At 57.6% G+C, this 12,205-nt stretch carries 13 protein-coding genes and 3 tRNA genes; all 16 read right to left on the reverse strand.

Annotated features, from left to right (window positions below):
- Positions 1-14: 14 nt before the first annotated feature.
- The 16 genes from G4923_RS20805 to ruvA all read right to left on the reverse strand — a co-directional run bounded on the left by G4923_RS20805 (position 15) and on the right by ruvA (position 12,107).
- Positions 15-90, reverse strand: a tRNA-Lys gene (locus tag G4923_RS20805).
- Between the two features lie 46 nt (positions 91-136).
- A tRNA-Val gene (locus G4923_RS20810) sits at positions 137-212 on the reverse strand.
- A 32-nt stretch (positions 213-244) separates the two neighbouring features.
- A tRNA-Lys gene (locus G4923_RS20815) sits at positions 245-320 on the reverse strand.
- A gap of 174 nt (positions 321-494) precedes the next feature.
- A complete protein-coding gene (gene ybgF, locus G4923_RS20820; RefSeq protein ID WP_162520034.1) occupies positions 495-1,301 on the reverse strand; it encodes a tol-pal system protein YbgF in 807 nt (268 codons plus the stop codon).
- A gap of 158 nt (positions 1,302-1,459) precedes the next feature.
- Complete coding sequence (gene pal, locus G4923_RS20825) at positions 1,460-1,984, reverse strand: peptidoglycan-associated lipoprotein Pal (RefSeq protein WP_005331552.1); 525 nt, start codon at positions 1,982-1,984, stop codon at positions 1,460-1,462.
- 50 nt (positions 1,985-2,034) lie between these two features.
- Positions 2,035-3,360 (reverse strand): Tol-Pal system beta propeller repeat protein TolB, encoded by a 1,326-nt coding sequence (gene tolB, locus G4923_RS20830; protein ID WP_041206742.1) that lies wholly within the window; start codon positions 3,358-3,360, stop codon positions 2,035-2,037.
- A 93-nt stretch (positions 3,361-3,453) separates the two neighbouring features.
- Positions 3,454-4,587 carry a cell envelope integrity protein TolA gene (gene tolA / locus G4923_RS20835; protein WP_163138174.1) on the reverse strand — a complete coding sequence of 378 codons (1,134 nt, stop codon included), beginning with the start codon at positions 4,585-4,587 and terminating at the stop codon, positions 3,454-3,456.
- A gap of 5 nt (positions 4,588-4,592) precedes the next feature.
- Positions 4,593-5,039: a protein TolR gene (gene tolR, locus G4923_RS20840; protein ID WP_042064656.1), complete on the reverse strand. Its 447-nt coding sequence runs from the start codon at positions 5,037-5,039 to the stop codon at positions 4,593-4,595.
- Positions 5,040-5,729, reverse strand: coding sequence for a protein TolQ (tolQ, locus tag G4923_RS20845; RefSeq protein WP_025325802.1), 690 nt, complete (start codon positions 5,727-5,729; stop codon positions 5,040-5,042).
- A complete protein-coding gene (ybgC, locus tag G4923_RS20850; RefSeq protein ID WP_005331541.1) occupies positions 5,719-6,126 on the reverse strand; it encodes a tol-pal system-associated acyl-CoA thioesterase in 408 nt (135 codons plus the stop codon). The genes tolQ and ybgC overlap by 11 nt, the downstream gene beginning before the upstream one ends.
- Before the next feature lie 208 nt (positions 6,127-6,334).
- Positions 6,335-6,646: a cyd operon YbgE family protein gene (locus G4923_RS20855; protein ID WP_041204185.1), complete on the reverse strand. Its 312-nt coding sequence runs from the start codon at positions 6,644-6,646 to the stop codon at positions 6,335-6,337.
- Positions 6,633-6,749 (reverse strand): cytochrome bd-I oxidase subunit CydX, encoded by a 117-nt coding sequence (gene cydX / locus G4923_RS20860; protein ID WP_005331536.1) that lies wholly within the window; start codon positions 6,747-6,749, stop codon positions 6,633-6,635. Before cydX ends, G4923_RS20855 begins: the two co-directional genes overlap by 14 nt.
- Before the next feature lie 14 nt (positions 6,750-6,763).
- Positions 6,764-7,900 (reverse strand): cytochrome d ubiquinol oxidase subunit II, encoded by a 1,137-nt coding sequence (cydB, locus tag G4923_RS20865; protein WP_042650005.1) that lies wholly within the window; start codon positions 7,898-7,900, stop codon positions 6,764-6,766.
- A gap of 12 nt (positions 7,901-7,912) precedes the next feature.
- Entirely contained in the window at positions 7,913-9,469 is a 1,557-nt protein-coding gene (gene cydA, locus G4923_RS20870; protein WP_111913293.1) for a cytochrome ubiquinol oxidase subunit I, read from the reverse strand.
- 937 nt (positions 9,470-10,406) lie between these two features.
- Complete coding sequence (ruvB, locus tag G4923_RS20875) at positions 10,407-11,417, reverse strand: Holliday junction branch migration DNA helicase RuvB (RefSeq protein WP_025325798.1); 1,011 nt, start codon at positions 11,415-11,417, stop codon at positions 10,407-10,409.
- 75 nt (positions 11,418-11,492) lie between these two features.
- Complete coding sequence (gene ruvA, locus G4923_RS20880) at positions 11,493-12,107, reverse strand: Holliday junction branch migration protein RuvA (RefSeq protein WP_043128860.1); 615 nt, start codon at positions 12,105-12,107, stop codon at positions 11,493-11,495.
- Between the last annotated feature and the right edge of the window lie 98 nt (positions 12,108-12,205).

A 12,205-nucleotide genomic window follows, 5' to 3' on the forward strand; every position in this document is an offset into this window, starting at 1 on the left:
TCTGTGGTCAAGATTGGTGGGTCGTGCTGGGTTCGAACCAGCGACCAATTGATTAAGAGTCAACTGCTCTACCAACTGAGCTAACGACCCACACCTTGAACCTGTCACCGCCTGCTGTGGCAGACCGCGTTAAAACTGGTGGTCGTTACTGGGCTCGAACCAGTGACCCCCTCCTTGTAAGGGAGGTGCTCTCCCAGCTGAGCTAAACGACCTGGGAATTCTGTCTTCACCCGTTGTGAAGAAATGGTGGGTCGTGCTGGATTCGAACCAGCGACCAATTGATTAAAAGTCAACTGCTCTACCGACTGAGCTAACGACCCTCACCACGACCAGTTCCGAGCGCACTGCTGCACCGGCTCTGACGGCGGCCTATATTACGGATTTATCATCCTGGCGCAATAGAAAAATCTTAAATTAAATCTGTTTGCTCACTGCGCATACAAAGCAGAGCCGCATTTACAAGACTGTTACGAAAACAGTGACATGCAGCAATGTTACAGCTTGCCGAGGCTCTGCTTGGCCAACTGGGCTGGCGAGGTATTGGGGTAACCCTTGATCACCTGCTCATAGAAGGTCTTGGCTTCTGCTTTCTTGCCATCGAGCTGCGCCAGCATGCCGAGTTTCAGCAGGGCATCGGCCCGCTTGGGCGACTTGCTGTACTTGTTCGCCACAGTGGAGAACTGGCTGGCTGCACCGGCTCTGTCACCCTTGTTGAACATCAGCTGGCCGAGCCAGTAATGCGCATTGGGAACATAGCTGGAGCTCGGGAACTGTTTGATGAACCCTTCGAAGGCAGGAATGGCCTTGTCGTAGTTCTTCTCCTTGAGCACCATGTTCACGGCTGCGTCATAGGCCTGGTTCTCGTCCTGATTGGTCGAGTAGTTGGCCGCGGCGGCAGGCGTCGTGGCGCCGGCTGCAGGAGTCGCGGGCGCTGCGGCGGCAGGCTGGCTGTTGGCCACCTTGTCGAGCTCCTGATAGAGCTGGCGCTGACGCTCTTGCGACTGCTCCATCTGGTAAGTCTGCTGCTCCAGCTGACCACGCAGTTCGGAGACTTCCCCTTGCAGGGAGTCGACCTGTTGTTGCAGCTCGGCCTGCAGGCGCAGACGGGCGTTCAGGGTGCGCTCCAGCAGGGCGACCCTGTCTTCCAGGCTGCCCGTGGGCACTATGGCACCGTTGTTGCCGCTAAGGACAACCCCACCACCCGAGTCACCGCCCAGATCGCTGACAGGAGCCGCCGCATGCGCATTCAGAGCAACCAATACGGCCAGCGCAACAACAGCTTGCTTGTACACAGATTTCATTCGGATCAAACCTTAGCGTTTAGTGCAAATAAAACGGCCAGCGCCATAGTCGCTCGCTTATACAGATTTCATTCGGATCAAACCTTGGCGTTTAGTGCAAATAAAACGGCCATCGAAATGGCCGCTTGCATATAAACGAACTTCGTTCGATTCAAACCTTAGTAAACCAGAACCGCACGGCGGTTTTTGGCAAAGGCATCCTCGGTGTGGGACAGATCCAGCGGCTTCTCTTCGCCATAGCTGACGATGGAGAGCTGCTCGGCCTGCACACCCAGGGTTTGCAGATACTTGGCAACGGCCTTGGCACGACGCTCGCCCAGGGCGATGTTGTATTCCGGAGTACCGCGCTCATCGGCGTGGCCTTCGATCAACACCTTGACGCTCGGACGCTCACGCAGGTAGCTGGCATGGGCATCCAGCAGGTCGGCGTACTGACCCTGAATGTCGTAACCATCGTACGGGAAGTAGATCACGTTATCGCGCTGCAGAGCTTCGAACTTCTGACGCATCTGCTCTTCCGGGGACAACATGCCGTTGGCGCCACCGGTTTGTACACCGCCCATGCCGTCGGTCATGCCAGACTCGGCGCCAGCGGCGTCGGAGTCGGAAGAAGAACTACAGGCAGCCAGGGTGAACAGTGGCAGTGCGATGGCCAGACCCTTGAGCAGTTTATTGAGTTGCATGCTATTTCCTTAAACCTTTATAACAAAACAAAAAACAATCGATTTTTTTATCAATTCAAGAAGGGCGACCAAGCTGGTGCACGAATTTCACCGCTACTGGTCGGAAGCACTGCCTTGAAGCGACCATCGGTCGACACCAACGCAAGACTCTTACGACCCTGATAGATGGTGGCATAAATGATCATGCTGCCATTGGGAGCCACACTTGGCGACTCATCGAGAGCACTCTGGGTCAGTACCAACATGGCTCCGTTTTCCATATCCTGGCGAGCGATGCGATATTGTCCCTGAACCCGGGTCACCACCACCATGGACTTGCCGTCCGGCGTGATGGATGCACCCTGGTTGGAATCCCCTTCCCAGGTCATCCGGCGAGTGACGCCAGTCGCCAAATTTACGCTATAAATCTGGGGTTTGCCACCACGTTCAGAGGTGAACAGCAAAGTTTGACCGTCCGGCATCCAGGAGGGTTCGGTGTCTATGGTACGGTTATTTGTGACTCGAGTGAGTTGCTTGCTAGCAACATCAACAACATAGAGATCAGGCTGCCCATCTTTGGACAAAACAATAGCCAAACGGCGACCATCTGGTGACCACTCGGGGGCACCGTTGATGCCACGGAAACTGGTGATCAGACTGCGTTGCTGGGTATAGATGTCCTGCACATAGATCTCGGACTTCTGGTTCTCGAAACTCACATAGGCCAGCTTGCTGCCATCCGGCGACCAAGCCGGTGACATCAACGGCTCGCGGGAGCGCAGCAGGGTCTTCTCGTTGTAGCCATCGTAATCGGAGATACGCAGCTGGTACGGGAACTGGGTGCCCTGCTGGACGGAGACATAGGCCAGTCGGGTCAGGAAGGCACCACGCTCACCGGTCAGGCGCTCGTAGACAATGTCGGAGATGCGGTGGGCGAACTGGCGCATCTGGGCACCCGGTATGGTCGCCATGCGGCTGTCGAGGATGTAACCATTCGCTTCGCCGCCCTGGGTCTTGGCCAGCTGGCCCTTCAGAACGTCGACCAGCTCGAAGTTGATCTTGTAGGTGCCATCACCCACCGCCGCGATGGAACCGACCACCACGGCCTCCACACCCTGGGACGCCCAGGGGGCGAAGTTGATCTCGCCACTGCTGCTCGGGGTCTGCGGCATCTGGCCACGGGCCAGCGGCTTGAACTTGCCGCTGCGCATCAGGTCGTTGGAGACCACCTCGGCGATGTCCTGTGGCAGTTGACCATTGCCCTCCCACTTGAAGGGGGCTATGGCGATGGGGCGAGCACTGTCAATACCGCCGGTGATGACGATGTCCAAGGCCGCCTGAGCGCTCTGGCCTAGCAGAAGGCAGCCAACCAAAGCAAAAAACACTTTTCTTATCATGGCTTAAATACTCTGTTCCAATAAAAATGAGAGGTGAAATTCCTTTATCAGCAGATGCTGCCAACCACGGTCAATGACCCCGTTTTATCACGTCTAGATGCTAGGTTCTAACTTGAGGTTAAGTTCCTTCAACTGCTCGAATACCGCAGGATCCTTCGGCACCGGCAACTGATTCGCCTTCAGCACAGCAGCCTTGCCGGAGCGGCAGACCGCCGGGTCACCCTGACCGTTGTCCACCGAGATGACAAAGCCGGTACTGGCCAATTTGACACCGATAGTACAGGTTTTGCCCCGCATGGTGGGATCCAAAATCATATAGCGCTCCACCGTGGCGGCGATGAGGGCGGCATATTTCTGGGCTTCCCCCTGAGCCGCAGCCGATGCGGCCTGGCTGCGGGAATTGGCCTCGGCCTCCAGCTGCTGCTGCATCATGGCTTCCATCTCTTTCTGCAACTTGGCCTCCTCGGCCGCCTTGCGCTTGCGCTCCGCCTCTATCTTGGCCTTCTTGTCAGCCTCGGCCTTCGCCTTCTTGTCTGCGTCAGCTTTTGCCTTCTTGGCGGCTTCATCTGCAGCCTTTTTCTCTGCCTCAGCCTTGGCATTCTTCTCGGCTTCCGCCTTGGCTTTCTTCTCAGCCTCGGCCTTGGCCTTCTTGTCGGCTTCAGCCTTCTTGGCCGCATCCGCCTTCGCCTTGGCTTTCTCTTCGGCCTGCTTCTTCTCCAGCTCTTCTTTCTTTTTCTTGAGCGCCAGCGCCTTGGCGAGTTCCTCTTCCTGGCGCTTGGCTTCGGCCTGCTTGGTCTTCTGCGCCTCCAGCTTGCGGGCTTCCTCGGCCTTCTGGGCCTGCTCTTCCGCCTGCTTCTGCTCGGCTACCTTCTTCTGCTTCTCGGTCTCGGCCTTGCGGGTGGCCTCCTCGGCCTCCTTGCGCTTGGTCTCGGCGATGCGCAGACGCTCCTGCTCCTTCGCCAGCTCGCGCCGGGCCTGATCGGCGTCTTCCTTGTCCTTCTCTTTCTGCTGCTGGGCAGCCTTGGGCTGAGCTTTCTGCTGCTGGATCTGCTGTGCCTGTTGCTCCAGGAACTCGCTGTCCAGCATCACCGCATTGACGATCTGTCCCTTCGACTCGGGGCGCTTGGGCTTGCTGAAGTCGACACCGACCAGCAGTATGATGCCGATGATCAGATGCAGCAGCAGCGACGCGACGAGATAACCGGAAATACCACGCTTCACATCCATCTCCGTCAGTTCACCGGATCCGTCATCAGGCCAACCTGAGGCACACCGGCTTTCTTGAGGGCCACCATCAGCAGGATCACCTCTTCGTAACGCACGGACTTGTCACCCGCCACCACCACGGGAGCGTTCTGGTTGATGGCCAGATAACCCATGGCCTTCTCGGTGATGTATTGCTGCATCGCCTCGGGCGTGCCAGTTGGCACTGGCTCGTCATCCGCCTCACCGGCCTTGATGACGTACTCACCCTCGGTGTTGACGCTGACGATGAAGGGGGGCTTGGCGTCCTCGGGCAACTGCTCGGACTCCGCCTGGGGCAGATCCACCTTGACCCCTTGCGTGATCACCGGCGTCACCGCCATGAAGATGATGAGCAGCACCAGCATGACGTCGATATAGGGCACCACGTTGATCTCGGCGACCTTCTTGCGCCGGATCCGCTGATAGGTTTGCATTTACTTGTCACCCTGCTGCTGTGCAATCTGACGGTTCAGTATGGTGGTGAACTCGTCCATGAAGTTGGCGTAGGCGTTCTCCAGCTTCTCTACCTTGTTGGTGAATCTGTTATAGAAAATAACCGCTGGAATGGCCGCGAACAGACCCATGGCGGTGGCGATCAGCGCCTCCGCGATGCCCGGTGCCACCATCTGCAGGGTCGCCTGCTGCACCTGACCCAGGGCGATAAAGGCGTTCATGATGCCCCATACGGTACCAAACAGGCCGATATAGGGGCTGATGGAGCCGACGGTCGCCAGCACTGGCAGGTTGGATTCCAGTTCGTCCACCGCACGGGACAGCGAAACGCGCATGGCACGATAGGTACCGTCCATCACCGCATCCTGGCCACGGGCGCCGGCCTTGAGCAGGCGGGCATACTCCTTGAAGCCGGAATAGAAGATGTCTTCCATGCCTTCGATGTCATCGCGGCGGGAAGAGGACTCCTGATAGAGACGGTTGAGGTCGACGCCGGACCAGAATCTGTCTTCAAACTGCTCCGAGGCGAGGTTGGCCGCCTTGATGACCTTGGAACGCTGGATGATCAGCGCCCAGGAGACGACCGACATGCCCATCAGGGTCATCATGACCAGTTTCACCAGCAGACTGGCTTGCCAGAACAGACCAATAAACGAAATTTCAGCGTGCACTTAACAGCACTCCCTTGATTTTTTCAGGTATTGCAACAGGTTTCATTTGCGGATGACTGACACAGGCAATCTGTACCATGGCCTGGGTGATCAGTCGTCCATCAGCCGCCAGGATCTGCTGTGAAAAGCGCATGGAAGCACGTTTCACTTCAGTCACTTGCGTCAATACGGTCAGCAGTTCATTGAAGCGGGCCGCGGAGCGGAAATCGATCTCGGTGCGACTCACCACGAAGGCGATCCCCGCCTGCAACAGGACATCTTGCTCGATGTCGCCGGCGCGCAGGAACTCGGTGCGAGCCCGTTCCATAAACTTGAGATAATTGGCGTTGTAGACGATGCCTCCGGCGTCTGTGTCTTCGTAGTAGACACGTACCGGAAACTCAGAGACTTCCCCCATAAAAATCTGTGATCCATTCGACAGTCAGATGGGGGGCTATCATAGCGCAGGGCTGAATAGGAAAGAAGCAGGGGGAGACAGGGAAATCCCATCTCCCCCTGTTTTTTATGGCAGGCAATAACGGCCGATCCGCCGGGGGCAAAACCACGGCCGCACTGCGGGGTACAAAAGCAGAGGGAGGCAGAAAATGTCTGGCCTCCCTCAGTGTTTATGGCAGGTAATACCCGCTGGTCAGCCAGAGCCCGTACAACAGGCTTGGCAAGGCGAGCCAGGGGAAAAACAGCACGCGGCCAACCAGGCTGCGGGGGTGGAACCCCAGTCCGTGCATGACGCCGCAGCAGACCGCCCACATCAGCCAAGGGGCCAGCCAGAGACCGTGGTCACTGGTGTTGGCGGCCACCAGATTCGGTGCCTGCAAGATGGCGACGCCCAGCAGGGCCGCCGCCAGCAACATCAGACCTTGCCATGGCTGGCGCTCCAGAGGAGCGGCCAGCCGGGCGAGCCTGTCACTTGTCTTCATCGATCTGACGATCCAGGTTCTCGGTGTGCTCCAGCCAGAGCGCATTGATGATCCCAAACGCACAGGCCAGCAACAGCCCCAGGATCCAGGTGAAATACCACATATCAGGGCACCTTCTTAGTAGAGCGATTGTTGGTTGTCTTCGATGTGCTTGTTACTCACCCGGCCAAACATCTTGATGTAGGTCCAGATGGTGTAAGCCAGCACTGTCGGTACGAAGACGACTGCGACTACCGTCATCACCTTGAGGGTGTTGAAGGAGGCGGTGGCATCCCACATGGTCAGGCTCTGGGACGGCTCCAGGCTGGAGGGCATCACGAACGGGAACATGGAGAAGCCCGCGGTCAGTATGATGCCGGCAATGGCCAGGGAGGAGAACAGGAACGCCATCCAGCCCTTGCCCAGCTTGGCCGCAAGCGCGGTCAGCAGGCTCATCACCAGACCCAGCACGGGGGCTGCAATCATCCAGGGATAGAGGTTGTAGTTCTGCATCCAGGCACCGGCCTGCACCACCACTTCCTTGTGAAGCGGGTTGGTGACGGCGTCGGTGGCGACAGCGCCCACGATCACATAGCCATCCATGCCGCTCACCCAGACACCGGCCAGGGCAAACAGCACCAGGGTCAGCAGGGAGAAGATCATGGCGGCGGTACGGGAGCGAGCCAGCACTTCACCTTCGGTCTTCATCATCAGCCAGGCAGCGCCCTGGGTCACTATCATGAACAGGCTCACCAGACCAGCCAGCAAGCCGAACGGGTTGAGCAGGCCGAAGAAGTTGCCGTGGTAGGTCAGCATCAGGAACTGGTTGAAGCTGAACGGTACCCCTTGCAGCAGGTTGCCGAAGGCTACCCCGAAGATGACGGGGGGAATGGCACTACCGGCGAACAGCGCCCAGTCCCAGCTGGTGCGCCACTGGGCGCCTTCCTGCAGGGAGCGGTACTTGAAGCCGACCGGACGGAAGAAGAGCGCCATCAGGGTCAGGATCATGGCGATGTAGAAGCCGGAGAAGGCCGCCGCATAGACCATGGGCCAGGCCGCGAACAGGGCACCGCCCGCGGTGACCAGCCAGACCTGGTTGCCTTCCCAGTGCGGCCCCATGGTGTTGAGCATCACCCGACGCTCCACATCCTTCTTGCCGACGAAGGGGAGCAGGGCACCGACCCCCATATCGAAGCCGTCGGTGATGGCGAAGCCGATCAGCAGCACGCCGACCAAGACCCACCAGACCAGACGCAACATTTCGTAATCAAACATGGGTTACTCTCCTTATGCCTTGCTCTGTTCGAAGTGGTACTTGCCCGTCTTCAGGCTGCTTGGGCCCAGACGCGCATACTTGAACATCAGGTACATCTCGATGATCAGCAGTACGGTGTAGAACAGGCAGATCCCGATCAGGGAGAACCAGATCTCGGACGCAGGGATATTGGATGCGGAGACTGAGGTCGGCAGCATCTCGGCTATGGTCCAGGGTTGGCGACCGTACTCGGCGACAAACCAGCCCGCCTCGATGGCGATCCAGGGCAGCGGGATGCCGTACAGCAGCGCCTTGAGCAACCACTTGCGCTCACCGATCTTGTGGCGAGTGCTGTCATAGAAGGCCAGACCGATCAGCACCAGCATCAACATGCCGCAGGCAACCATGATGCGGAAGGCGAAGAACAGCGGCAGTACCTGCGGGATGGAGTCATCCACGGCGGCCTTGATCTGATCGTCGGTCGCGTCGGTCACGTTGGCGGTGTAACGCTTGAGCAGCAGACCGTAGCCCAGATCCTGCTTCACTTCGTCGAAGCGAGCGCGGGTCTCGTCTGACTTGTCGCCGGATTGCAGCTTGGTCAGCAGATCGTAGGCGGTCATGCCGCTGCGCACGCGCACTTCATGCTCGCTCTTCAGATCCTTGAGACCGGTCACCTGACCGTCCAGGGAACGGGTCGCTATGATGCCGAGGGCATAAGGGATCTTGATGGCGTAGTCGGTGCGCATCTCTTCCTGGTTCGGAATGCCGAACAGGGTGAAGGACGCAGGAGCCGGCTCTGTGTTCCACTCGGCCTCGATGGCCGCCAGTTTCACCTTCTGCACTTCCCCGGTCTCGTAGCCGGACTCGTCACCCAGCACCAGCACGGAGAGGATGGAGGCCATGCCGAACGCGGCCGCGATGGCGAAGGAGCGACGGGCGAAGGCCACATCACGATTCTTCAGCAGGTAGTAGGAGGAGATGCCCAACACGAACATGGCGCCCGTGGTATAGCCCGCCGCCACTGTGTGGACGAACTTGACCTGAGCAACAGGGTTGAACACCAGATCGGCGAAGCTCACCATCTCCATCCGCATGGATTCGAAGTTGAATTCGGCACCGACCGGGTTCTGCATCCAGCCGTTGGCGACCAGGATCCAGAGGGCGGAGAGGTTGGTCCCAAGAGCCATCAGCCAGGTTGCCGCCAGATGCTGGCGCTTGGTGAGGCGATCCCAACCGAAGAAGAACATGCCGACGAAGGTGGACTCCAGGAAGAAGGCCATCAAGCCTTCGATGGCCAGCGGGGCCCCGAAGATATCGCCGACATAGTGGGAGTAGTAAGCCCAGTTGGTACCGAACTGAAACTCCATGGTGAGCCCGGTGGTAACCCCAAGGGCGAAGTTGATACCAAACAACTTGCCCCAGAACTTGGTCATGTCCCGGTACACTGTGTTGTTGGTCATCACATAGACAGACTCCATGATCGCCAGAATGAAGGCCATTCCCAGCGTCAGGGGTACAAACAGGAAGTGATAAAGGGCCGTCGCAGCGAATTGGAACCGCGATAGGTCTACCACATGCTCAGCAATCATGATGTTTCCTCACCGATTATTGGCACGGCTATTTTAAGTTTTAAGGACAAAGCTTCCATTGGAAGTCCCCGAATGGTCGATCACCCCTCGCGGACTGACCGGATTCGACTGCCACCACATTAACAACAAGGCAATATAGAGGAACAAAAAAAGCTAATGTTTAACATCTGGTAAACATTAACTGCAGTTCTATTCTCGCCTATAATGATGGCTGTTTTATATCATCTTTATTTGATTGAAATCAATGTAAACCCATCATCAATACATGCCTTTTCAAGGCAACTTACAAGCCGTTCCCCATTAATTTTGGGAGCTTGCTCACAAAAAACATTAAACCGTAAATACTTGATTTAAATCAATTTTAACTCTCGTCAAAATAGTTTCAATTCTGTTAATCAAATAGACGAGATGAGCAGGCTCACCCTTATCAATCCGGTATTTCAAGAATGATGCAGGCCATCATGAAATCAATTTAAAACCAGCAAAAACACATGTTTATGCGGATTGACTCGCCTCGCAAATTCATTAATTTATCTAATCCGAAACACATAGATTTTCTTGTTTGTCCGGCCCGGCAAGAGCTCCTACAATGCGCCTCGCAGTGAGGGCACACCTCTGGATACAGGCCGGTCATTCCGGGTTCCCGGTACGTATTCGATGAACATTTCGAACCTGTTTGTTGGGATTAATGATGAAAAAGTTTGTTGCCAAGACCATCCGTTACTACAAGCTTTCGTTCGTTCAACTCTATCAAATGAACCGACTCTGAGGCCTCGCGACGGCTCCTTTGTGTTTTCCCGACCGGTCTGCAGACGCACTCACTGTCTGTGAACATCCATCCTGAATTGTCTTTGCCCACCGCATCCGCCGTGGGCTTTTTTTTGCCCGGACAATAAAAAACCGCCCTTGGGGGCGGTTTGTCGTTCAAAGGCTGCTTTTACTGCTCATCTGGCCGTTGCAGGCCAAAGTGCGCATAAGCTCTCGGTGTCGCGATCCGCCCTCTGGGTGTACGTTGCAGATAGCCTTGCTGGATCAGATAAGGCTCCAGCACGTCCTCTATGGTGTCCTTCTCTTCCCCTATGGCGGCGGCCAGGTTGTCGAGCCCCACGGGGCCCCCCATAAACTTGTCGATGACGGCCAACAATAGCTTGCGGTCCATGAAGTCGAACCCCTCGTTGTCCACATCCAGCATGTCCATGGCACGGGCCGCTATGGGTCCATCAATGCGGCCATCGGATTTCACCTGGGCGAAATCCCGCACCCGTCTTAACAGACGGTTAGCAATCCGCGGGGTCCCCCGGGAGCGGCGAGCCACCTCCAGCGCACCGTCCCCCGACATGTCGAGCCCGAGGCAGCGGGCGCTGCGGGAGACGATGTCGGTGAGATCCTTGACGTTGTAGAACTCGAGACGTTGGACGATCCCGAAACGGTCACGCAGGGGGCTGGTCAGGGAGCCAGCCCGGGTGGTGGCCCCGATCAGGGTGAAGGGAGGCAGATCGAGCTTGATGGAGCGGGCGGCAGGCCCCTCTCCTATCATGATGTCGAGCTGGTAATCCTCCATGGCCGGATAGAGCACCTCCTCCACCACAGGGCTGAGACGGTGGATCTCGTCGATGAAGAGCACATCGTTCGGTTCGAGGTTGGTGAGCAGCGCGGCGAGATCCCCCGCCTTCTCCAGCACGGGGCCCGAGGTAGTCTTGATGTTGACCCCCATCTCGTTGGCCACTATGTTGGCCAGCGTGGTCTTGCCGAGCCCGGGCGGGCCGAAGATCAGCAGATGATCGAGGGCCTCACCGCGCTGGCGGGCGGCCTCGATGAAGATCTCCATCTGGTCGCAGACATGATCCTGCCCGGTGTAATCCGCCAGCTTCTTGGGCCGGATGGCCCTGTCGATGACCTCGTCCTCGCGGGCGGCACCGGCCGAGATGAGACGATCCGCTTCAATCATGCACTACCTCACGCTCTGCATCCCCGTGGTCACAGTAGAGTGACCCGGGATGGTCCGCTTGCTTCATTGTCATCCTCACACCAGGCTGCGCAGGGATTCACGGATGATGGCTTCCACCGACATGCCCTCGCTGGCCACCTTGGCCACGATCTGGCTCGCCTGCTGCGGCTTGTAACCGAGCGCCACCAGGGCGCTGGCTGCCTCTTCACTGGCATCGGGGGCGCGCAGCTGGCTCTCCTGGGCGGGCAGGCTGATGGCGGCAGGGGAGAAGAGATCGTGACTGACCCAACCCTTGAGGCGGTCCTTCATCTCCACCACCAGCCGCTCGGCGGTCTTCTTGCCCACGCCGGGCAGCTTGACCAGAGAACTTATCTCCTCGCGCTCGACGCTCATCACGAACTGGGTGGCCGTCATGCCGGAGAGGATGGCCAGCGCCAGTTTGGGGCCGACCCCGTTGGTCTTGATCAGCTCGCGAAACAGCGCCCGCTCCTGCTTGTGGTTGAAGCCATAGAGCAGCTGGGCATCTTCGCGCACCACGAAGTGGGTGTGAATGACAGCTTCCTTCCCGAGCTCGGGCAGATCATAGAAGCAGCTCATGGGCATGTGCACTTCATAACCCAGGCCCCCTACTTCGATCAGCACCTCAGGGGGTTGTTTCTCGATGATGACGCCTCTCAAGCGACCGATCATGTTCTCTTCCTCGCCACGCAGACTCTTGCAAATTGGGTCATAGCATAAAGAATAACTGGATAAGTATCCAGCATAGGGCCATGGAGGACAGCAAGGGA

The organism is Aeromonas rivipollensis (assembly GCF_010974825.1).
In the GTDB taxonomy this organism is placed as follows: domain Bacteria; phylum Pseudomonadota; class Gammaproteobacteria; order Enterobacterales; family Aeromonadaceae; genus Aeromonas; species Aeromonas rivipollensis.

What these genes read in the sequence shown, in the direction of transcription:
- ybgF (WP_162520034.1), bottom strand. Translation starts at nt 1,301, where the DNA reads ATGAAATCTGTGTACAAGCAAGCTGTTGTTGCGCTGGCCGTATTGGTT.
- pal (WP_005331552.1), bottom strand. Translation starts at nt 1,984, where the DNA reads ATGCAACTCAATAAACTGCTCAAGGGTCTGGCCATCGCACTGCCACTG.
- tolB (WP_041206742.1), bottom strand. Translation starts at nt 3,360, where the DNA reads ATGATAAGAAAAGTGTTTTTTGCTTTGGTTGGCTGCCTTCTGCTAGGC.
- tolA (WP_163138174.1), bottom strand. Translation starts at nt 4,587, where the DNA reads ATGGATGTGAAGCGTGGTATTTCCGGTTATCTCGTCGCGTCGCTGCTG.
- tolR (WP_042064656.1), bottom strand. Translation starts at nt 5,039, where the DNA reads ATGCAAACCTATCAGCGGATCCGGCGCAAGAAGGTCGCCGAGATCAAC.
- ybgC (WP_005331541.1), bottom strand. Translation starts at nt 6,126, where the DNA reads ATGGGGGAAGTCTCTGAGTTTCCGGTACGTGTCTACTACGAAGACACA.
- G4923_RS20855 (WP_041204185.1), bottom strand. Translation starts at nt 6,646, where the DNA reads ATGAAGACAAGTGACAGGCTCGCCCGGCTGGCCGCTCCTCTGGAGCGC.
- cydX (WP_005331536.1), bottom strand. Translation starts at nt 6,749, where the DNA reads ATGTGGTATTTCACCTGGATCCTGGGGCTGTTGCTGGCCTGTGCGTTT.
- cydB (WP_042650005.1), bottom strand. Translation starts at nt 7,900, where the DNA reads ATGTTTGATTACGAAATGTTGCGTCTGGTCTGGTGGGTCTTGGTCGGC.
- cydA (WP_111913293.1), bottom strand. Translation starts at nt 9,469, where the DNA reads ATGATTGCTGAGCATGTGGTAGACCTATCGCGGTTCCAATTCGCTGCG.
- ruvB (WP_025325798.1), bottom strand. Translation starts at nt 11,417, where the DNA reads ATGATTGAAGCGGATCGTCTCATCTCGGCCGGTGCCGCCCGCGAGGAC.
- ruvA (WP_043128860.1), bottom strand. Translation starts at nt 12,107, where the DNA reads ATGATCGGTCGCTTGAGAGGCGTCATCATCGAGAAACAACCCCCTGAG.